18 protein-coding genes are annotated in these 21,038 nt (G+C 52.4%); 3 read left to right on the forward strand and 15 right to left on the reverse strand.

Annotated features, from left to right (window positions below):
* Positions 1-46: 46 nt before the first annotated feature.
* Complete coding sequence (gene gdhA, locus ADINL_RS15480) at positions 47-1,399, reverse strand: NADP-specific glutamate dehydrogenase (protein ID WP_036550072.1); 1,353 nt, start codon at positions 1,397-1,399, stop codon at positions 47-49.
* A gap of 608 nt (positions 1,400-2,007) precedes the next feature.
* Here gdhA and nrdA point away from each other — a divergent pair.
* The 3 genes from nrdA (at position 2,008) to yfaE (ending at position 5,739) form a co-directional block, all read left to right on the forward strand.
* On the forward strand, positions 2,008-4,272 hold the full coding sequence (gene nrdA, locus ADINL_RS15485) for a class 1a ribonucleoside-diphosphate reductase subunit alpha (protein ID WP_036550074.1): 2,265 nt from the start codon (positions 2,008-2,010) through the stop codon (positions 4,270-4,272).
* A gap of 64 nt (positions 4,273-4,336) precedes the next feature.
* On the forward strand, positions 4,337-5,467 hold the full coding sequence (gene nrdB, locus ADINL_RS15490; RefSeq protein WP_036550077.1) for a class Ia ribonucleoside-diphosphate reductase subunit beta: 1,131 nt from the start codon (positions 4,337-4,339) through the stop codon (positions 5,465-5,467).
* Positions 5,468-5,475: 8 nt separating this feature from the next.
* Positions 5,476-5,739 (forward strand): class I ribonucleotide reductase maintenance protein YfaE, encoded by a 264-nt coding sequence (gene yfaE / locus ADINL_RS15495; protein WP_036550079.1) that lies wholly within the window; start codon positions 5,476-5,478, stop codon positions 5,737-5,739.
* Positions 5,740-6,067: 328 nt separating this feature from the next.
* Here the strand turns inward: yfaE and nth are convergent, their stop codons facing one another.
* From nth to ADINL_RS15565, 14 genes are all read right to left on the reverse strand, one after another.
* Complete coding sequence (gene nth, locus ADINL_RS15500) at positions 6,068-6,700, reverse strand: endonuclease III (protein ID WP_036550082.1); 633 nt, start codon at positions 6,698-6,700, stop codon at positions 6,068-6,070.
* Between the two features lie 10 nt (positions 6,701-6,710).
* Positions 6,711-7,670 carry a sensor domain-containing diguanylate cyclase gene (locus tag ADINL_RS15505; protein WP_036550084.1) on the reverse strand — a complete coding sequence of 320 codons (960 nt, stop codon included), beginning with the start codon at positions 7,668-7,670 and terminating at the stop codon, positions 6,711-6,713.
* Complete coding sequence (locus ADINL_RS15510; protein WP_204368262.1) at positions 7,667-8,665, reverse strand: response regulator; 999 nt, start codon at positions 8,663-8,665, stop codon at positions 7,667-7,669. Before ADINL_RS15510 ends, ADINL_RS15505 begins: the two co-directional genes overlap by 4 nt.
* A gap of 119 nt (positions 8,666-8,784) precedes the next feature.
* On the reverse strand, positions 8,785-11,049 hold the full coding sequence (locus tag ADINL_RS15515) for a mechanosensitive ion channel domain-containing protein (RefSeq protein ID WP_036550088.1): 2,265 nt from the start codon (positions 11,047-11,049) through the stop codon (positions 8,785-8,787).
* A gap of 11 nt (positions 11,050-11,060) precedes the next feature.
* Positions 11,061-11,768, reverse strand: a complete 708-nt coding sequence (locus tag ADINL_RS15520; RefSeq protein ID WP_036550089.1) for an electron transport complex subunit E — start codon at positions 11,766-11,768, stop codon at positions 11,061-11,063.
* Positions 11,758-12,423, reverse strand: coding sequence for an electron transport complex subunit RsxG (rsxG, locus tag ADINL_RS15525; RefSeq protein ID WP_036550090.1), 666 nt, complete (start codon positions 12,421-12,423; stop codon positions 11,758-11,760). The genes ADINL_RS15520 and rsxG overlap by 11 nt, the downstream gene beginning before the upstream one ends.
* A gap of 1 nt (position 12,424) precedes the next feature.
* Positions 12,425-13,483 carry an electron transport complex subunit RsxD gene (gene rsxD, locus ADINL_RS15530; RefSeq protein WP_036550092.1) on the reverse strand — a complete coding sequence of 353 codons (1,059 nt, stop codon included), beginning with the start codon at positions 13,481-13,483 and terminating at the stop codon, positions 12,425-12,427.
* Positions 13,483-15,180: an electron transport complex subunit RsxC gene (gene rsxC, locus ADINL_RS15535; protein ID WP_036550094.1), complete on the reverse strand. Its 1,698-nt coding sequence runs from the start codon at positions 15,178-15,180 to the stop codon at positions 13,483-13,485. Before rsxC ends, rsxD begins: the two co-directional genes overlap by 1 nt.
* Complete coding sequence (gene rsxB, locus ADINL_RS15540; RefSeq protein WP_036550096.1) at positions 15,177-15,776, reverse strand: electron transport complex subunit RsxB; 600 nt, start codon at positions 15,774-15,776, stop codon at positions 15,177-15,179. Before rsxB ends, rsxC begins: the two co-directional genes overlap by 4 nt.
* A 13-nt stretch (positions 15,777-15,789) precedes the next feature.
* The gene (rsxA, locus tag ADINL_RS15545; protein WP_036550098.1) at positions 15,790-16,371 is read right to left on the reverse strand and encodes an electron transport complex subunit RsxA; all 582 of its coding nucleotides are present in this window, start codon (positions 16,369-16,371) and stop codon (positions 15,790-15,792) included.
* A gap of 175 nt (positions 16,372-16,546) precedes the next feature.
* A complete protein-coding gene (cysN, locus tag ADINL_RS15550; protein WP_036550100.1) occupies positions 16,547-18,229 on the reverse strand; it encodes a sulfate adenylyltransferase subunit CysN in 1,683 nt (560 codons plus the stop codon).
* A 69-nt stretch (positions 18,230-18,298) separates the two neighbouring features.
* Positions 18,299-19,216 (reverse strand): sulfate adenylyltransferase subunit CysD, encoded by a 918-nt coding sequence (cysD, locus tag ADINL_RS15555; protein ID WP_036550102.1) that lies wholly within the window; start codon positions 19,214-19,216, stop codon positions 18,299-18,301.
* 103 nt (positions 19,217-19,319) lie between these two features.
* Positions 19,320-19,790: an RrF2 family transcriptional regulator gene (locus ADINL_RS15560; protein WP_051632881.1), complete on the reverse strand. Its 471-nt coding sequence runs from the start codon at positions 19,788-19,790 to the stop codon at positions 19,320-19,322.
* 14 nt (positions 19,791-19,804) lie between these two features.
* Entirely contained in the window at positions 19,805-20,983 is a 1,179-nt protein-coding gene (locus tag ADINL_RS15565; protein ID WP_036550104.1) for an NnrS family protein, read from the reverse strand.
* Between the last annotated feature and the right edge of the window lie 55 nt (positions 20,984-21,038).

Here is a 21,038-nt window from a genome sequence, read left to right on the forward strand (position 1 = left end):
GCTCCATTGCGACTGATAAAAATTGCATTCTATCAGCCGAACGGATTTAAACCAGACCTTGGTCGATCATTGCATCGGCGACTTTACGGAATCCGGCAATGTTGGCACCCAATACCAGATTGGACGGCTGGTTGAATTCCCGGGCGGTATCGCTGCTGCGTTGATAAATACCACGCATGATCTCTTTCAGGCGGTTGTCGACCTCTTCAAAGCTCCACTGGGTCATGCTGGCATTTTGTGCCATCTCCAGTTGGCTGGTGGCGACACCTCCAGCATTGGCAGCCTTGCCGGGACCGTAGCAGATACCTGCTTCCAGGAACAGATCAACGGCTTTTGCTGTCGATGGCATATTGGCGCCTTCACTGATACAGGTGACGCCATTGGCCAGCAGGGCCTGGGCATCTGCTTCAGTCAGTTCATTCTGCGTAGCGCTGGGGAAGGCGGCCTGCGCCTTGAAGCGCCAGACAGCATGCCCGTCAGCAGGGTATTCATCCACAGAGATAAAGCGTGCATCCGGATGGCTGTCCAGATATTCCGTCAGTGCACCCCGTCGGCGCTCTTTGATGTCTTTCAGCAGCGCCAGATCGATACCCTGTTCATGGTACAGGGTACCTTGCGAATCAGAGCAGGTGACTGGCAGAGCGCCCAGTTCATAGAGTTTTTCGATGGTGTAAATCGCGACGTTACCTGCCCCGGAAACCAGGCAGACTTTATTTTTCAGAGAATCGTTACGGTCTTGCAGCATGTTTTCGGCAAAGTAGACAGCACCATAACCTGTAGCTTCCTTACGTGCCAGTGAGCCGCCCCAGTTTAAGCCTTTACCGGTGAGTACGCCTTCATAGCTGCCGGTCAGACGCTTGTACTGTCCATAGAGGTAGCCGATTTCACGCGCGCCCACACCGATATCACCCGCCGGAACATCCATGGTGGCACCGATATGGCGGTGGAGTTCTGTCATATACGCCTGGCAGAAGCGCATTACTTCCATATCGGAGCGACCTTTCGGGTTGAAGTCTGAACCGCCCTTGCCACCACCAATGGCCAGGCCAGTGAGGGCATTCTTAAAGATCTGCTCAAAGCCCAGAAATTTGATAATCCCGGCATTCACACTGTGGTGGAAGCGTAATCCCCCTTTGTAGGGCCCCAGTGCTGAATTGAATTGCACACGATAGCCTTTATTGACCTGAACACGTCCCTGATCATCGTGCCAGACTACGCGGAAGAAAATCTGTCGTTCAGGTTCAACCAGACGTTCAATGATACCCTGCTCGCGGTAGTGCTTGTCCTTGTCCAGAAGTGGGCGGATTGAGTCAAGAACCTCCTCAGCCGCCTGGTAAAACTCTGTTTGAGCAGGGCTGCTTTTTTGCAGCCGGAGCAGTGTGTCGTGTACGTAAGGCATAAGCACTTCCTTCGAAAGTAAGCCAAAAGGCAAAAAAATGGCGCATATCATACTGCTTACGCACTATTCTGGGGAGAATGCCTGATGTCTGATAATCAAAAAATTCTGAAAATCCTTATTTATTTAGAGTAATTAACTGAAAAATAACATTTAATTTCAATGTAATACTTTCGTATAATCTGCGCGCTATTGGTGCGACTCTGGATGAAAAATGCACTGAATTAGTGAATTTTAATTATTTCTACGTGGCTTGATGCGCCAACATCGCTGAGACAGTTCAGACGTGAATGAATGCATGAGTATGTCAAAGATCAAAACAGTGCAGCCAGCTTTCTCTTACAATGAAAAAAAATCACGTCGGCTGTGTGCAGGAAAAATTCAGATTCAATCGCCTCGGAAGCCGCATTTTCAGGCTGTTGCAGAGGTGTGATCAGGGCCGATTACACCTCTGACGGACTAAAATCAAGAGTTGAAATTGTTTTATAAATAACTATATTTGGTGTCAACTTGAGTTACGCACACTATATATTGTGTTTTCAGGCTAAAAAGTGACCAGTTGTTTCATTCTGGCGACCCTATGAACATTTGATATACGGAAGAGCGGTGTTATGCAGAAAAATCTGATGGTAACCAAACGAGACGGACGCCAGGAACCCATCGATCTGGAGAAGATTCACCGGGTCATTATCTGGGCTGCAGAAGGGTTGCAGAATGTATCGGTTTCACAGGTAGAGCTGAGTGCTCACCTGCAGTTTTACGAGGGTATCAAAACATCCGATATCCACGAAACACTGATTAAATCAGCGGCAGACCTGATCTCTGAAGATTCCCCGGATTATCAGTATCTGGCTGCGCGTCTGGCTATTTTCCATCTGCGCAAGCGTGCATTCGGTTGCTTTGAAGCGCCGGACCTGTTTTCCCATGTCAGTCGCATGGTAGCTGAGAAACGCTACGATGCACACCTGCTGGAAGACTACACCCAGGCTGAGTTTGACGAACTGAACCGCTGTATCGATCACAGCCGCGATATGAATTTCAGCTATGCTGCAGTGAAGCAGCTGGAAGGCAAGTATCTGGTGCAGAACCGCGTCACCGGCCAGGTCTATGAGTCACCCCAGCTGCTCTACATGCTGGTATCTGCCTGCCTGTTCTCCAGCTACCCGAAAGAGACGCGTCTGGACTACGTCAAACGCTTCTACGACGCAACGTCCTTGTTCAAGTTGTCCTTGCCGACACCGATCATGGCAGGTGTACGTACACCTACACGTCAGTTCAGCTCCTGCGTACTGATTGAGACGGATGATAGCCTGGATTCAATCAACGCGACGGCAGCGGCGATCGTCAAGTATGTTTCGCAGCGTGCCGGTATCGGCATCAATGCGGGCCGTATCCGCGCACTGGGTAGTCCGATCCGCAATGGTGAAGCCTTCCATACAGGTTGTATTCCATTCTACAAGCACTTCCAGACAGCGGTGAAATCCTGTTCGCAGGGTGGCGTGCGTGGCGGTGCGGCGACGCTGTTCTACCCGATCTGGCACCTTGAAGTGGAATCACTGCTGGTGTTGAAGAATAACCGTGGTGTTGAAGAAAACCGCGTACGCCATATCGATTACGGCGTGCAGATCAACAAGCTGATGTACCAGCGCCTGATCAAGGGTGAGACGATTACCCTGTTCAGCCCGCATGAAGTACCAGGACTTTATGAAGCTTTCTTTGCGGATCAGGACGAGTTTGAGCGCCTGTATCTGATGTATGAGCAGCAGCCGGATATCCGCAAGAAAACCATCAAGGCCGTTGAGTTGTTTGGTATTCTGGCGGCAGAGCGAGCTTCTACCGGTCGTATCTATATTCAGAACGTTGATCACTGTAATACTCACAGTCCGTTTGATCCGGCTGTCGCGCCTGTACGTCAGTCCAACCTCTGTCTGGAGATTGCACTGCCGACCAAGCCATTGAATGATGTAAATGATCCGAACGGTGAAATTGCACTGTGTACTCTGTCTGCTTTCAATCTGGGAGCGCTGCAATCACTGGATGAGCTGGAAGAACTGGCTGATCTGATTGTGCGTGCGCTGGACAGTTTGCTGGACTATCAGGATTACCCGATTCCGGCCGCTCAGATGGCGACAGAGAATCGCCGTACTCTGGGTGTCGGCGTGACCAACCTGGCATATTATCTGGCTAAAAATGGTGTGCGTTATTCAGACGGCTCAGCCAATGGCCTGGTACACCGGACATTTGAAGCGATTCAGTACTTCCTGCTGAAGGCCTCGAACCAGCTGGCTAAAGAGTTGGGAGCCTGTCCAAAGTTTAATGAAACTACCTATGCCAAAGGTTTGTTGCCTATTGACACCTACAAGCGGGATGTCGATAGCTACTGTGAAGAGCCACTGCATTACTTCTGGGAAACGCTGCGAGAGGATATCCGTGAGTTTGGCTTGCGCAACTCAACACTGACGGCGTTGATGCCTTGTGAGACTTCATCACAGATTACCAACTCCACCAACGGTATTGAGCCGCCACGTGGTTTTGTATCGGTCAAGTCCAGTAAAGATGGTGTCATGAAGCAGGTCGTGCCGGAATATCTGGCGCTGCGTCAGCAGTATGAACTGCTGTGGGATATTCCGAATAATGAAGGATACTTGCAGCTGGTGGGTATTATGCAGAAATTTGTCGACCAGGCGATCTCTGCCAATACCAACTATGATCCAACCCGTTTCCCCGGTGATAAAGTACCGATGAAGCAGTTGCTGAAGGATTTGCTGACAGCCTACAAGTACGGTCTGAAAACCCTGTATTATCACAACACCCGTGATGGTGCTTCGGATCAGCAGGATGATTCGGGTTGTGAAGGCGGTGCCTGCAAGCTCTAACGCGCTTGCAGATGCCTGCACTGACAGCAACCCAGGGTGAACCAAAGGAAACAAGAGCAACGACATGTCTTATTCAACATTCAGTACCAGTGATCACGATGCAACCCGCGAACCCATGTTTTTTGGACGCAGCGTCAATGTTGCCCGCTATGACCGGCAGAAGTATCCACTCTTCGAAAAACTGATCGAAAAACAGCTGTCGTTCTTTTGGCGTCCGGAAGAGGTTGATCTGACTAAAGACCGCAAGGATTTTGCGGACATGCCGGAGCATGAGAAGCATATCTTCCTGAGTAACCTCAAGTATCAGACCTTGCTGGATTCAGTTCAGGGGCGCTCACCCAATATTGCATTTTTGCCGGTCGTGTCCTTGCCGGAGCTGGAAACCTGGTTTGAAACCTGGGCGTTCAGCGAGACGATTCACAGCCGTTCCTATACGCATATCATTCGCAACATCATCACCGAACCCTCTGTGGTGTTTGATGAGATCGTCACCAATCCGGAAATTGTACGCCGTGCCGAGTCCGTAACACGTCTGTATGATGAGTTTATTGAACTGGTCACAGTGTATTCGCTGTATGGACCGGGTGTGCGCGAGGTGGATGGCCGAAAGCTGGATGCCACGCTGTATAACCTGAAGAAAAAGCTCTATCTGACCCTGGTGTCGGTGAATGTACTGGAAGCGATCCGCTTCTATGTCAGTTTTGCCTGCTCATTTGCCTTTGCCGAGCGAGCGATTATGGAAGGGAATGCCAAAATCATTCGCCTGATCGCCCGTGATGAGGCCCTGCATTTAACCGGTACCCAGCAAATGCTGAATATACTGGCATCTGGCAAGGATGATCCGGACTTCAAGCATATCGCCGTTGAGTGTCGTCAGGATGTCATTGGCATTTTCCAGGAAGCCGCACAGCAGGAAAAAGACTGGGCAGTGTATCTGTTCAGTCAGGGGTCCATGATAGGTCTGAATGCTCGCATTCTGGGCGATTATGTTGAGTATATTACTAATGTGCGCATGAAGGCGCTGGGTCTGGAAGAGTTGTTCGCTCCACGCCAGAACCCCTTGCCCTGGATGAATGCCTGGCTGATCAGTGACAACGTGCAGGTTGCACCTCAGGAGTCTGAAATCAGTTCCTATCTGGTAGGCCAGATAGACAACGATGTTGAAACCGAAGACTTCGATGGTTTTGATCTCTGAGAGGCACTATGTCCGGTATTCCCAGAATCAAGGTCAATAACCATCATACGTTCTATTACCAGTATGAGTTTTCTCTGCTGGATGCGCTGGAAGCTCAGCAGATTCCAGCCGCGTACAACTGTCGCGGTGGTTACTGTGGAACCTGTAAAGTGCGCCTGCTGGAAGGGCAGGTGGAAGCTGTTCAGGATGCCTTGATCGATCTCAAGGATGATGAAATTCTCACCTGCTGCTGTCGTCCTGTATCCCATATCGAGATTGAGCTGCCTGATTAACAATCAGGTCAGCTCCTGTCTGTAGTTACATGCCTCTTCGATGTGCGGTTTCTGCTGATCTGCGTTATTTCAGTGCAAAAATCAAGCATCATTTTCCGACTTTTGCACATCCAAAACACTTGACAACATTTTATTGACTTAACTCAATAGTTTTTATGTGTTAACTGTATTGACATGTTTAACTATTTGAAAAATAAGGTGAAATATCATCTGGTTGTTTTTGCTTCAATTTGCTGAAGGCCACGTATTACGCTGAACAGCGTCATTGATCCAAAAACTAATCACAGTTTTATCCACAGATGTTGTGCATAACAAAACAGGTGGATAACTAGTCAGTTTTTTCCTTGAATTCGCACAAATCCTCGATCAGGCAAGCATTGCAACGAGGCTTTCGTGCTGTGCAAATATAACGTCCATGCAGAATAAGCCAGTGGTGTGCATCAAGCAGAAATTCTTTCGGTACCAGACGCATCAGTCGCTGTTCGACTTCCAGCACGTTCTTGCCTTTGGCAATCCCGGTACGATTCGAAACTCGGAAGATATGTGTGTCTACGGCCATGGCTGGTTGCCGAAAGGCTGTATTCAGCACTACGTTGGCTGTTTTACGGCCGACACCGGGCAGTTTCTCCAGCGCTTCACGGGTCTGGGGGATTTCACCCTGATGTTCGTCAAGCAAGCGTGCACAGGTTTTGATAACGTTCTCGGCTTTGGTATTGAACAAGCCAATCGTACGAATATAGTGCTTAACACCTTCAACGCCCAATGCCAGCATCTTCTCCGGTGTATTGGCGACGGCAAACAGCTTTCGTGTGGCTTTATTGACACTGACATCGGTGGCCTGGGCAGAGAGGAGTACGGCGATCAGCAGCTCGAAAGGGCTTTGGTATTCGAGTTCGGTTTTGGGTTCCGGATTGTGCTCTCTCAATCGACTAAAGATCTGGTAACGTTTTTCAGCATTCATAAGACGTTCATTAACAGGTGACGAATTGGTTGCGGCCATTTTCCTTGGCCTGGTATAGCGCCTGATCGGCCTGATCCAGCCAGCTTTTATAATCCAGATAGGCGCTGTCGGCAGCGGCGATGCCCAGGCTGATCGTGATTAGGAGTTGCTCGTCTTCATGGCGTATTGGCCGGGTTTCAATCGCGTAACGCAGACGTTCCGCCAGAATTTCAGCATTGGATGAGGGGGTGTTGGGTAAGAGTATGCCAAACTCTTCACCACCGAAGCGCCCGGCAATATCGGTTGAACGAATCATCTGGCGAATGATATCGGATATAAACCGGAGCACAGCATCACCGGCCAGGTGACCATAGGTATCGTTTACCTGCTTGAAGTGGTCAATATCCAGCATCACCAGAGTCGTGGGCTGCTGAGTGCGGATAAAGCGTTCATACTCCTGTTCCAGGCACTGCTCCCAATAACCGCGGTTGTGGAGGCCGGTCAGGTGATCGGTGCGGCTGAGTTGGCTCAGTTCCAGGTTGGCATTTTTCAGTGCCTGACGACTGACGGCTTCATCAGTGACATCATAGAGAATCAAACCGATCTGATTAACTTCCCCTTTGGCATCCGCCAGTGGCAGCAGGGTGATATTCTGAAACATCCAGGGTGTGTTGCCAGTGATCGGACGATAACTTTTAAAGCGGAATAACCAAGGGCGTTCTTCCCAGGTCATAAATGCCGGGTTATGCAAACCGAGTACGCTGTTCAGTTTGCGCCGGAACCATTGCGTATCCAGGTCCTTGAAATGGCCGAAGAGTGACTGACCCTGTATCTGTGCCTGGCTAATCCCGGAATGGTTAGCCATAAAACTGTTCCAGAAGGTCACCCGGAACTCCTTGTCCAGAATCGCCAGTCCGACATCCAGATTTTCCAGCAAACCGAGCTGACCATGCAGGTCATGTAGTGCTTTCTGATGGCTGAGTTCGGTCATGACAAACGCTCCAGTTGAGACGTGAGCACGGGCAAGGAGTCTTCAGTAAAGAGCATCAACAGGTCACAATGGGTGGTATCGTCACCAATATGGTAATCAATTTCAATGCAGAGCAACTGTTCACTGGCAACCGGACTGTTATGCAGGGTGGGAGGCTCAGAGTGCAGGCCCAGAATACGCGGAGTCGTCCGGCTCAGAGACAGTTGTAGTAACTTGCTGAAATTGGTAAAAAACGCGCCGGTCAGGACATTGGCGATATCCATCAGCACCTCGCGCTCTGCCGTTTCATTCAAAGGGCCATCATAATGCAGCAGTCTGGCCAGGTCTGCGACGGATGAGTCCTGAAAAATCAGCAGGGCTTCACCCGCAAGACCGGGTCCGATAAAGCCCTGGCTGACTGTTGTCGAGGGTTGTTGGCCTGTGGCATTGCGCAGTGTCATGACCAGATCGGATGTGGTCAGATGGTCCACGCGTGGTACGGGCAGGCGTATAAAGGTTTGCAGCATCTCTGCCAATTGGCTGGCTGTGCGTCCCATGGCAATATTGGCAATTTCCTGGACTTTGTCTGTCAGCTGTACAACGGGGGCGGTTGAGCTGCCTGTGCCGCTCTGCTGAGGGTCCAGTTCTTCAATGAGCCCGTAAGAGCGCAGAGAATCGCCCAGGCGTACGGCATCAATAGGTTTGGCGATAAAGTCGATCGCACCCAGCGCCATGACACGTTGTTGCGCCGCTTGCTGTACATCACCCGAGACTACAATTGTCAGGCAGGGCAGGTCATCTCGACGGATGCGTTCCAGTACTTCGTAGCCATCCATAATTGGCATGGTCAGGTCGAGGAACAGTAAGTGACCTTTGCCCTCTCGAATCGCTTCCAATGCTTTCAGACCATGCTCTGCAAACGTAATGTTTACATTCCAGTGTTTGAGTGCTCGACTCATCTGGTTACGTGCTAGCTGTGAATCATCACAGATAACAACAGGAATCGGTTCTGCCACAGACTAGGGCTCCATTGAGAATGGGTATTTTTTAACCTGTCGAGGTTAAAGAAAAACAAGCTGTTATGCAACCGGTTAACCTAACGTCTGGATAACAGCTTGTGTCTGATTTTTAAACGCTACACCTCATCAAAATCGGTTCCTGGTTCCGGGTTCGAACGTGCCTGATCGGGCTGTGTATTCAGCCCTTTTTCAGCACGACGCGAGGCAGGGGTACTGACAAGATTGAGGGCAGCAGGAGGGGCTGAACCATCTTTGTTCTGACCGAAATAGAGTGTCAGGTGAGGGAACGGAATCTCGATACCAGCTGCATCCAGATGACGTTTAACCAGTCGGTTGTAGGCACGTCCGATTGACCATTGAGCGCCAGGCAGTGTTTTGATACGTACCCGGATATTGACCGAGTTGTCGGCCAGGGCGGTGACACCCTGTACTTCAAGATCATCCATAATGTTGTCACGTACCTCAGGGTCACTCATCAGCTCATCAAATGCGGCGCGCAGATGAACAATAACTTCGTCTGTATCTTCGCGATAGGCGACACCATATTCACCCACATGGTAGCCATAGCCGCGCATGTAGTTGGAAACACTGGTAATCGACGAAAAGGGGATCAGGTGGTAGGTGCCAAAACGATCACGCAGCCCCAGTGAGCGGATGGTTAGGTTTTCAGCGGTGCCGGTGATGCCGTCGGCAGTCACTACATCACCGGTATTAATGGCATTTTCCAGCTGTATAAATACCCCGGTAATCACATCCTTGACCAGTGTCTGGGCGCCAAAGCCGATCGCCAGACCGACGACACCGGCACCGGCGATGAGCGGGCCAATATTCAGACCCAGCTCAGCCAGCGTAATCATCACGGTGAACACGATCAGGGTAATCATCACTGCGTTGCTCAGCAGCTTGAGCAGCGTCCGTTGGCGTGCACTGGCCGCCCCCCGGCCCGTTGTGGGATTCAGCTGGTGTTCTACCCAGCTGGCAAATGCAATCCAGAGCAGCTTGGCCACCAGCAGGATAATGGCAACCGAGAGGGCTGAACCAATAATACGGGTACCTGCTTCCGAGTTAAGCCAGTCAGAGACATTGAACAGCGACCAGGCATCCAGTACAAATGCAAAAACGACCAGCATGATGACCAGTCGTACCACTTTCAGCGAGGTAGGGATAAATTCGTTCAGACGTTGTTCCAGTGCAGGGAAACGTTGTTTCAGTTCATCTGAAATGCGCATTTGTCGTGAAATCATCTGCGTCAGCAAGGCTGAAATAAACAGACCGACAACGATCGCCAGCAGTGTTTGCAAACTCGCCTGCAGCATCACCGGCAGTGCATCTTCGGGACGGATTGCCGTGACCAGCAGTAACCCGGCGAAATAGGCAATTGCCAGCAAATGCCAGCTGCGTGACAGCATATTCAGCAGTACTGTGGTAAAGGCAAAATCGGCTTGTTCAGCCTGCTCGCTGATGTTCAGTGCCACACGTTTCTTGTTTTGCAAAATGATGGCCAGGGCATAGGCAAACGCGATCAGCATGATAATCAGACTGAGCAGATGTCCCAGTGCCGGCGCCAGGTAAAAATTGACAACAGGCACCAGTAACAGCATACCGTAGCCGATAAAGCTGCTGATGCGTGCCAGCCAGGCATTCCAGTAGGCTGCTGTTTCTGCACAGAAAGGCAGAAGTCTGAGGCGGTCATAGCGTGCCGAGAAAAACAGACGAACCATCGCCTTGAACAGTTCGATGACCAGAAACGCGTTCAGAAACAGAGATTGTACTGTCTCCATCTCGCCCAGTTCACCAATAAGGAACAGTGCAATGCTGTAACCGGCCACCCAGGCCAGCAGAATGGTGAGCAGATCCACCACCCATGCGCCCAGTACGACTCCCAGGCGTGTCAGTAGTCGGCCAGCGCCTGGTTGGGTGTTGACCAGATTGTTAGCGTAGCGAAACAGTGGTATCGCCAGTTTGCGCAGCACCAGATAACTGGCCAGGGTGGCAATAATGACATACAGAAAGTTCAGCGCATGAGGGACCAGCAGGTGCCACTCGGTCTGACCGAGTGTGGATATCGCGTCCAGCGCATTCAGAATCTGCGTGGTGAGTTGTTGCGCAAAGGCTTGGGTGGTATCCGCCACCTGCTGTACCAGCGTCAGCTGTTCGCTATCTGCTGCGCCTTCCTCGGCTGTTGCCAGTGCCCTCAGCTCGCGGATCAACTGGTCGCGGGTTTCAGGATTTTCCAGCAAATCCGCCAGGAGCTGCGACGATGTCGCCGGTTGGCTGGCAGGGCCTGTATCGGCCTGCACAGAGATCGACAGCCCGATCAGAAGTAACACAAAAAAGGAGTGAAGTAAGCGTTGCGTCAGTCCTGGCAGGTTTGTGCTCATGATATCCTGTGTTATCCGGTAATTCTGACCCGCTTACTGGCAACCGGGTCGGTTTGTGTGGATTTTGATTTTTCTATACGTTGTTTCAGTTTAGCATCGATCAAATTTTTCAGAGCAATCAATAAACCCATGCCGACAAATGCGCCTGGCGGCAGAGCGGCAAACAGAAAGCCGCGATAATTCTCAACCAGGGTGATTTGCCAGCTGCGCGCGGTTTCTCCAAACAGCAGATGCATGTTACTGAACAGTGTGCCAGCTCCAAGGGCCTCACGCATGGCACCCAGCAGGATCAGTACAATACTGAAGCCGATGCCCATCATCAGACCATCAACCACTGCGGCCGGGACCGGGTTACGTGACGCAAAGGCATCAGCGCGTCCCATAATCGCACAGTTGGTGACGATCAATGGAATGAAAATCCCCAGAATTAGGAACAGCTCATAGGTCAGTGCTTGCATCAGCAGCTCTATTGCGGTGACGAAGGCGGCGATGATCATCACGAAAATTGGTAAACGCACCGCTTCGGGCACTTGATGACGAAACAGGGAGACGGTCAGGTTGGAACCCACCAGTACCACGGTGGTGGCAATGCCCAGACCTATTGCGTTGACAACGCTGCCAGTCACAGCCAGTAGCGGGCAGAGCCCGAGCAGTTGAACCAGTGCCGGGTTATTGTGCCACAGGCCGTCCAGCGTGATTTTCCGGAGTTCAGGATTCATTTGGATGACCTCGTTCTGTTTCAGACGTTGCTGTCCGGGTGACGGGTGTCAGCAACTGTGCTTTACGCTGTTCAAAATAGGCCAGTGTATCAGCCACGCGACGAACGACAGCTCTGGGGGTAATGGTTGCCCCGGTAAATTGATCAAACTCACCACCATCCTTGCGAACATTCCAGCGCTGATCCTGCTCGCCCCACCAGCGCAGGTCGTCGAAACTGTGTATCCAGTCCGACTTTTCTACTTCAATCTTATCACCAAGTCCGGGTGTTTCGCGATGGCTGACCACCCTGACGCCCGCAACACGGCCATCTCGCCAGATACCGACCAGCAGGTGAATATCACCACTGTAACCATCATGTGCGGTGACTGGCAGAATCACCGCCTGTACCTGATTATCGACGATACTCTGAAACACACGTATGGGTTCATGCATGCCGAGTTCCGGTGCTGGCAGAGAAAGCGTTTGCAGATGCAGGTTGGGGTCCAGTGACTGCGGCAGAATCTCATACAGAATACGTGCCTGGTGTGCTTCCTGATTGGCCGCAATGCGATCCTGCGTGAGCACCTGAGTGATGGCAATCAATCCGGCGGTGACGGCGGCAAACAGTGAAATGCCCAGCGTATTGCGACGAATGCTGTTGAGTAGTTCCTGCATCTTATCGCCCTCCACCAATACCGCGATTGGCGCGCCGATGACCGTAGCTGCGCGGCTGGGTATAGTGATCGATAAAGGGCGCTGCCAGGTTCATCAGCAAAATGGCGAAGGCGGCCGCATCCGGAAAACTGCCCCAGGTGCGAATGATGTAAATCAGTGCACCGACGCCGATCCCAAACACAATTTTGCCGCGATTGCTGGTTGCACAGGACACCGGGTCAGTGGCAATAAAAAAGGCACACATCATTGTTGCACCGACCCCTATATGTACAAAGGGATCGGCAAAGTTGGACGGATCACCTGCATAAAACAGGCTGGACAGCAGGAACAGGATGGAAATCATGGCAAAGGGTGCGTGCCAGGTGATCACCTTGCGATAGATCAGAAAAACCCCGCCCATCAGCCAGGCTGCACTGATACCGTACCAGGCAAAAACCCCATCACTGAGAACCGGTACATTACGCCAGACCTCTTCCGTGGTCATGCCGCCACGATGTTTCAGGACTTCAAGCGGGGTGGCGCCGGTATATGCATCAATCAAATGATGGTTCACACCACTGAAAATAATCATCAGACTTTCAGGGAAACTGGCTAATGCCTTCCAGCTGTCACCAATGAGTACGAAGGGTGCATTCCACTGGGTCATTTCTACCGGAAAGGAGATCAGCAGTAGTGCATAGGCCACCATGGCCGGATTAAAGGGGTTGTTGCCCAGTCCGCCATACAGGTGTTTGGCAATCACTATAGCGGTAAAACTGCCAATCACCACGACCCACCAGGGGGCAAAAGGGGGAATTGCCAGTGCCAGCAATATCGCTGTGACCAGTGCGCTGCCATCGCGTAGAAAGAACAGTATCGGACGCTTGCGTAATCGCAGGCAGACAGCTTCAAACAGCAGTGCGGAAGTGGCTGCCAGACACAATTGAATCAGACTTCCCCAGCCAAAAAAGAAGGTCAGTGCCAGCAGGGCAGGCAGGGTCGCCAGTAATACCAGTCGCATGACACGGTCGGTTGCATTGGCTTTGGAAACATGTGGCGAGCTGAGGTGTATCAGAGCCATCAGTGCTGTACTCCTGTCGCATTTTGCCAGGCCTGTTCGGCTGCCTGGGCGCTTTGTTCCAGTTGAAGTACCGTGGCTTCCAGCTTGTCTGTGCCGTCCAGTCCTTTTTCCTGTGCATTCTTCAGCGCATCACGGGCTTTTTTCAGCTTGGTGCGGGCGATGGAGGCGGCCGTTTTCAGTTTTTTTAATTCCGCTTCCGGGTCCTGCTCGCCTGCATCAGCCTGTTCAGCTTCCGCTTTTTTACGAGCCTGTTCACGCGCAGCTGCTTCAGCACGCTCTTTACGGCGCTGTTCCTTTTCCTGCTCTTCGCGTGCCAGACGTGCCTGCCGTGCTTCGAAACGCTCGCGTGCCTGTGCAGCCTTCAGTTGTTCTGCTTCTTCATTGCGTATTTCAGACTTGGCAAAGCGGTAGTGCTGTACCAGTGGAATATTGCTCGGGCAGACATAGGCGCAGGCACCACACTCGATACAGTCAAACAGGTTGTGGTGACGAGCCTTATCAAACTCGCGCCCTTTGGCAAACCAGAACAATTGTTGTGGCAGCAGCGATGCCGGACAGACCTGTTCACACATGCCGCAGCGTATACAGGGCTGTGCCGGTGGCGAGGGAGGCATCTCTTCACGTGTAGCGGCGATGATACAGTTGGTGGTTTTGATCACCGGAATACGGTCATCTTCGATGGAGATGCCCATCATGGGGCCGCCCATGACCAGCCGGAACATACGTGATCTGTCTACTTCAGCCGATTCCAGCAGGACAGAGAAGGGCGTACCGATCAGCACTTCATAGTTTTGCCGGTGTCCCAAGGCAAAGCCTGTCAGTGTCACAATACGCGAAATCAGTGGTTCGCCGAGTATTACTGCACGGTAAATAGCCGCAGCCGTCCCCACATTCTGGCAGACAATCCCGACATCGGCAGGAATAGAACCACTGGCAACTTCGATACCAGTCAGCAGCTGAATCAGCTGTTTTTCGCCACCGGAAGGGTAGCGGGTTGGTACTACGACCAGATCAATCGGCAGCTTGCGGGCTCGGATAGCATCCCGCAGTGCTTTGATTGCATTAGGTTTGTTGTCTTCAATGCCGATCAGAATATGGCTGGGTTGCAGCAGGTGTGCGATGATCTCGATACCCGACAGGATCTCGTCGGGACGCTCGCGCATCAGCGCATCATCGGCGGTGATATAGGGTTCGCACTCGGCTGCATTAATGATCAGGGTGTTGACGATATGATCCCGTCCGAGATTCAGCTTGATATCGGTAGGGAAGCCTGCACCACCCAGGCCTGCAATCCCGGCATTACGGATATGACGGATCAGTGCCTGTTTGTCGAGTTGTTGATAGTCGGTCAGCGGCTGGCGCTCAATCCATTGCTCCTGACCATCTGTTTCGATAACGATGCAGGGGGACTCCAGACCCGAAGCATGGGGTACCGGTTGCAGTCCGATGTAGGTGATGCTGCCTGAACTGGGTGCATGAATCGCTGCACTGACATGGCCACTGGGTTCCGCAATTTTTTGTCCTTTCAGGACTGTATCGCCAACGGCGACCAGCGGTGTCGCGGGTTTGCCGATATGCTGCTGCAACGGCAAAATCAGCCGTGCTGGCAGCGGTGCCTGGCGGATCGGTGCTCCCAGCGACTGGCGCTTGTTTTCCGGTGGGTGTACACCACCATGAAAGCTGTACAGGCGGGTCATTGAGAACCTCCCTGCAGCAGATGTCCTCGTCCACGATCCGTCAGGATCAGGTTGGGATCGGAAACCGGCGCAGGCCATTTCCAGTTCGTCGGAGTCACGGGTAACGGCAACATATCGATACAATCAACCGGGCAGGGTTCAACACAGAGATCACAACCGGTACATTCGCTGACAATCACGGTATGCATCTGTTTGGCCGCACCGAGAATGGCATCAACAGGGCAGGCCTGAATACATTTGGTACAGCCAATGCACTCGTCTTCGCGAATATAGGCTACGGTTTTGGGTTGTTCTTCTCCGTGCTCGGAATCCAGAGGCACAACTTCCCGGTCCAGCAGATCCGCCAGGGCTTCAATGGTGCTCTGACCACCGGGAGGGCACTTGTTAATGGCATCGCCATTGGAGATGGCTTCAGCATAGGGGCGACAGCCGGGATATCCGCATTGACCGCACTGAGTCTGGGGGAGCAGGGCGTCGATCTGCTCGACTATCGGGTCACCTTCAACGCGAAAACGCACCGCAGCGAAGCCCAGAATCAGACCGAATACCAGTGCCAATAACAGCAGAATCAGTACGGCGGTTACAATCGTTGTCATGCCGATATCACCCTCAGACCCTGACCAGTCCGGTGAATCCCATGAAGGCCAGGGACATGAGTCCTGCCGTCACCATCCCGATTGCAGCACCTCTGAAGGTGACAGGAACATCTGCTACGGCGATGCGCTCACGCAGTGCCGAGAACAGCACCAGCGCCATGGAGAAGCCGGCTGCTGCACCGAAACCGTAGGCGATGGATTCAATAAAGTTGTTCTGCTTCTGAATATTCAGCAGGGCGACACCCAGTACGGCACAGTTGGTGGTAATCAGGGGCAGAAAAATGCCCAGTAACTTGTGCAGCAGCGGGCTGGTTTTGTGAACCACCATTTCAGTGAATTGCACCACCACGGCAATGACCAGAATGAAAGAGATGGTCCTTAGCCAGGTGATATCAAAAGGCAGCAGCAGATAGCGGTATACCAGGTAACTGCAAACGGATGCGAGTGTAAGTACAAAGGTGGTTGCCAGCGACATCCCCATGGCCGTTTCCAGTTTGTTGGAGACACCCATAAAGGGGCACAGTCCCAGAAACTGTACCAATACAAAGTTGTTGACCAGCACGGTACTGATCAGAATAAGCAGAAATTCATTCATGCGCTTGGTCAGTGAATCCTGAAGCAATGAGTGAAGCAGGCAATATTTCGGTGATCTGCATAGTTTAACGGATTCCGCCCCTCAGGGTACAGTCGCGTGTTGTTGATCCAGCGCAACTGAACACCTATTTGAGGAGCGGAAAGCTGTTTTGCTTCAATTATCTATGTCTGGGTATTCAGCTAGGTTCCGTCAGTTGTTTGAGTAACTGTTGCGTCAAGGATTCCAGATCCTGCGACGTCTGATCCAGGTCCAGTGTCTGGGCCGAGGGCAGAGAGTACTCGACATCGGTTAGCAGAATAATTCCCTGTGCCAGTAACCAGTCAATCCAGGCTGCTGCTGAATCAGCCGTCAGCGGTGGTGCGGATGATTGATCCAGCGCCCAGGCCTGTAGACCACGTTCAAACAGTGCTTTTTCCAGACTGTAAATAACTGTTTTACGTGCCGTCTGGCTACCACCGATCACTTGAAGGCAGCGCGCCTGCTGTTTCAGACGTTGTTGCCACAGCGTCTGGTTGAGCTGCGATTGATCTGTCAGGTTCAGGCTTGCGGATGCTGAGTCGCCGCTTTGTATCATGCCGGCAGCCACTGTGCGGTTGGTCAGACGGTCAACCAGAATGAAGGCACCGGTGCCTTTGTGTTGCGTATAGTCGTCAGCTACCACCGGGCGCTCCAGGGTGATGTCGACCTGTGCAATCTCATTCAGTTCCAGCACGCCTGCGGGTGACTGCTGCAGCGTATTGACGTCGATACGGTGGTGAATGCGGCTGACACGACCGGTTTGGCGGCTGGTGGCCAGCTTGACCTCGTAATCGCGTGCCGGGTTGAGCGGTTGCTCATCCATCCACACCAGATGTGCAGCGAAGGTCAGGCGAGTCTGAGGAACCGCCCGGCTGTGTACCAGCAGGTCACCACGGGAAATGTCTATCTCATCTTCCAGGGTCAGGGTAATGGCCATGGGAGCAAAGGCGCGCTGTAACTCGCCTTCCCAGGTAACAATTGAACGTACCCGGCTTTGTTTGCCGGATGGCAACACGGTCACGGCATCACCAACTTCAATCACCCCGGAAGACAGCGTGCCACAATAGCCGCGGAAATTCAGGTTGGGACGGTTGACATACTGTACCGGGAAGCGCAATTCATCGAAGTTCTGGTCACGCGAGATTTCAATCGCTTCCAGCTGCGACATGAGTGGCAGGCCCTGATACCAGGGCATGTTGGCAGATGGATTGACGACATTATCGCCCTGCAGGGCAGAGATGGGTGCAAACTGAATATCAGGAAGATTCAGGGATTTGGCAAATTCCAGATAGTCGGCTTTGATCTGGTTAAAGCGTTCCTCGCTGTAGTCCACCAAGTCCATCTTGTTGATTGCAACAAGTGTATGGCGAATGCCCAGCAAGGAGACGATAAAGCTGTGGCGACGTGTCTGTACTTGAACACCATGACGTGCATCGATCAGGATGATTGCCAGATCACAGGTAGAGGCACCTGTAGCCATGTTGCGGGTGTACTGCTCATGGCCCGGGGTGTCGGCAATGATGAACTTGCGTTTTGCGGTAGAGAAGTAGCGATAGGCAACGTCGATGGTAATGCCCTGTTCGCGTTCAGCCTGCAGGCCGTCGACCAGCAGTGCCAGATCCACAGTTTCACCGGTGGTACCGACTTTCTTGCTGTCCTGGGTAATGGCAGCCAGTTGATCTTCATAGATCATTTTGGAGTCATGCAGCAGGCGACCGATCAGGGTGGATTTTCCATCGTCCACACTGCCACAGGTCAGGAGGCGTAACAGCTCCTTGTTTTCATGCTGGTGCAAATAGGTTTTGATATCGCTGGCAATCAGTTCGCTCTGGTGGCTCATGTATTCAGTCTCTTGGCTCTGTCGTGTTGCAGCGCTGTGTTCTCGAGCGCTGTACTATTCAGCGGATACTCAGAAATACCCTTCCATCTTTTTTTGCTCCATGGAGCCGGCACCATCGTGATCGATAGCACGCCCCTGGCGCTCGGAAGTGGTGGCCAGCAGCATTTCCTGAATAATCTCTTCAAGGCTGTCTGCCTCGGATTCGATAGCACCGGTCAGGGGGTAGCAGCCAAGGGTACGGAAGCGCACTGACTTCATCACCGGGGTTTCCTCCGGCCGTAAAGGCATGCGTTCATCATCGACCATGATCAGCATGCCATCACGGTCAACCACTGGGCGTACAGCAGAGTAGTACAGAGGTACGATGTCGATGTTTTCCAGATAGATGTATTGCCAGATATCCAGCTCAGTCCAGTTCGACAACGGGAAGACGCGAATACTTTCACCCGGATCGACGCGGGTATTGAACAGGTTCCAGAGTTCTGGGCGCTGATTCTTTGGATCCCAGCGGTGGTTTTTGTCGCGGAAGGAAAAAATACGCTCTTTGGCGCGCGATTTTTCCTCATCGCGGCGGGCTCCACCGAATGCCGCATCGAACTTGTATTGATTCAACGCCTGCTTGAGTCCCTGGGTTTTCATGATGTCCGTGTGCTTTTTGGAGCCATGCTCAAAAGGACTGATGCCCATGGCAACGCCCTCCGGGTTGATATGCACAATCAGATCCATACCGGCTTCTTTGGCCATATTGTCACGGAACTGAATCATTTCCCTGAACTTCCAGGTGGTATCCACATGCAGAAGCGGGAAGGGCGGTGTGCCTGGATAAAAGGCTTTACGGGCCAGATGCAGCATGACTGACGAATCTTTACCGATAGAGTAAAGCATTACCGGGTTGTCAAATTCCGCAGCGACTTCGCGGATGATGTGAATACTCTCCGCTTCCAGCTGTTTGAGATGAGTGAGTCGGTCTTCAGGTAATCCCGGCATGGCAACAAGCTTCCGTTAATAGCGGTCGTTGATGAAAGATGCCCGGATTATGGCGGATCTGCTATAAAATAAAAAAGAATAAATATGAATTTTTATAGATCAATTAAGAATAACCTAATGAATGCTCGTCGGGATGATGGGGTAGCTGAAGCAATTCAATCAGGGCTTGTCGATGTACAGTACCCACCAGATCAGCAAGCGTGTAGCGATCCAGTACACTGAAAAAGGCTTCCTGGGCCTCGGCGAGCAGTGATTTCAGCCGACAGGCGGAGGTAATCACGCACTGGTTATCGGAGCCAAAACACTCGACCAATGGCCGCTCCTGCTCACAGTCGCGGATTAATTGACCAAGATTGATCTCAGCTGCAGGCTTGGGTAGCTGCAGACCGCCATTTTTCCCGCGCTGAGCAGCGAGGTAGCCACGCTGACTCAGCGCCTGCACCACTTTCATCAGATGGTTGCGGGAAATATTGTAGCGTGTGGCGACTTCGGCAATGGTGCAGGGTTGAGGTGACTGGGCGGCCACCTGAATCAGTACACGCAGGGTGTAGTCGGTAAAGCGGGTAATATGCATGGTTGATCCAGGTGTTATCCGGGCCGTCCATCCGCACGTGGACGGCTGAGTATGGGCCAATACGCCAGCAGAAACAGGCTGAACGCAGCAATCCAGCAGGCAGCTGATGCCAGCACACCAGCCGTGTAGTGAATCAGCGATGCCGCTGCCAGGAGCCGCAACACTGCCGCCAGCAGTATGCCACAGTAGATCAGCAGACCGAAGCGTACCAGTTTGAGAGGGCGTCCGGTATGTCCCATGGCGACCCGGGTCATGATCCCGAGAATCAGGGTGCCCATGGCACCGACACCCAGCAGGTGCTGCCAAAGCGAATCGGTCAGACCCAAGGGTGTTGCTGCACGCAATATCAGCGCCAGTACGATCCAGAGATAGCCCAGATGCAGTATCCAGAGCAGCGGCTCCCGACAGACTTTCCAGCCTCGCCACTGGTATAGCCGATAGGCATTGATCAGCCCGGCCAGCAAGGCTGTCAGTGCAACAATCGGTTCTGGCGCACTGCCCAGCGTTAGCGGTATCAGCAAGGCTACCGAGAGTATGGCCCAGAGGTCGGTTTTGGCTGAACGAATAACCTGTTCAGGATTGCCGCCTTGCAAGCGAATCCAGTTGGCCGTAAAGGCGGGGGTGATGCGTCCTGCAATTACAACCATCATCAGCGTGATAAGGTTTAAAGCCAGCCACTCACCCTGACGGACCAGCCAGACAGAGGGCTGCAGTTGCCCCAGATGCATTAACAGGTTGGCCACCCACAACAGCGCCAGAATCACCACCATGATCATGTTCCGGCGGTTTCCGTGACCTAGCAATATCCGCGCGACATAGGTTGCCAGCAGGGGTAGAAATGCCAGATCAACAGCGGCAACCCACAGTGGATTGATCCATGCCGAGAGGCCCATAACGATGCGTCCTGCCAGCCAGAGCAGTACCAGCGCCAGCAGCCCTGCGCCCTTGAGTGGTGGTGCTCCGGTCCAGTTGGTCATGGCGGTGAGCAAAAATCCGGCAATGGCTGCGGTGACAAATCCAAACAGCATTTCGTGGCTATGCCAGTAAATAGCGGGCCAGCGTACCGGCAGTTCGACAACACCGGACAGCCAGAGCGACCAGCCCAGCATCAACAGTACGGCGTAAAGCGCGCACAGCAGGAAAAATGGCCGAAACGCATAGGCCAGCAGAGGGGGTGTTGGGTCCGCCCGCATTGTCAGTACTCCGTCAATTAAAAAGCGTGCACGGCGATCCGATCATCCTTCAGCT

The sequence above is a fragment of the Nitrincola lacisaponensis genome (assembly GCF_000691225.1).
Lineage (GTDB): Bacteria > Pseudomonadota > Gammaproteobacteria > Pseudomonadales > Balneatricaceae > Nitrincola > Nitrincola lacisaponensis.

Excerpts from the sequence above, each read along its gene's own strand:
- gdhA (WP_036550072.1), bottom strand. The coding sequence starts at position 1,399 with ATGCCTTACGTACACGACACACTGCTCCGGCTGCAAAAAAGCAGCCCT.
- nrdA (WP_036550074.1), top strand. The coding sequence starts at position 2,008 with ATGCAGAAAAATCTGATGGTAACCAAACGAGACGGACGCCAGGAACCC.
- nrdB (WP_036550077.1), top strand. The coding sequence starts at position 4,337 with ATGTCTTATTCAACATTCAGTACCAGTGATCACGATGCAACCCGCGAA.
- yfaE (WP_036550079.1), top strand. The coding sequence starts at position 5,476 with ATGTCCGGTATTCCCAGAATCAAGGTCAATAACCATCATACGTTCTAT.
- nth (WP_036550082.1), bottom strand. The coding sequence starts at position 6,700 with ATGAATGCTGAAAAACGTTACCAGATCTTTAGTCGATTGAGAGAGCAC.
- ADINL_RS15505 (WP_036550084.1), bottom strand. The coding sequence starts at position 7,670 with ATGACCGAACTCAGCCATCAGAAAGCACTACATGACCTGCATGGTCAG.
- ADINL_RS15515 (WP_036550088.1), bottom strand. The coding sequence starts at position 11,049 with ATGAGCACAAACCTGCCAGGACTGACGCAACGCTTACTTCACTCCTTT.
- ADINL_RS15520 (WP_036550089.1), bottom strand. The coding sequence starts at position 11,768 with ATGAATCCTGAACTCCGGAAAATCACGCTGGACGGCCTGTGGCACAAT.
- rsxG (WP_036550090.1), bottom strand. The coding sequence starts at position 12,423 with ATGCAGGAACTACTCAACAGCATTCGTCGCAATACGCTGGGCATTTCA.
- rsxD (WP_036550092.1), bottom strand. The coding sequence starts at position 13,483 with ATGGCTCTGATACACCTCAGCTCGCCACATGTTTCCAAAGCCAATGCA.
- rsxC (WP_036550094.1), bottom strand. The coding sequence starts at position 15,180 with ATGACCCGCCTGTACAGCTTTCATGGTGGTGTACACCCACCGGAAAAC.
- rsxB (WP_036550096.1), bottom strand. The coding sequence starts at position 15,776 with ATGACAACGATTGTAACCGCCGTACTGATTCTGCTGTTATTGGCACTG.
- rsxA (WP_036550098.1), bottom strand. The coding sequence starts at position 16,371 with ATGAATGAATTTCTGCTTATTCTGATCAGTACCGTGCTGGTCAACAAC.
- cysN (WP_036550100.1), bottom strand. The coding sequence starts at position 18,229 with ATGAGCCACCAGAGCGAACTGATTGCCAGCGATATCAAAACCTATTTG.
- cysD (WP_036550102.1), bottom strand. The coding sequence starts at position 19,216 with ATGCCGGGATTACCTGAAGACCGACTCACTCATCTCAAACAGCTGGAA.
- ADINL_RS15560 (WP_051632881.1), bottom strand. The coding sequence starts at position 19,790 with ATGCATATTACCCGCTTTACCGACTACACCCTGCGTGTACTGATTCAG.
- ADINL_RS15565 (WP_036550104.1), bottom strand. The coding sequence starts at position 20,983 with ATGCGGGCGGACCCAACACCCCCTCTGCTGGCCTATGCGTTTCGGCCA.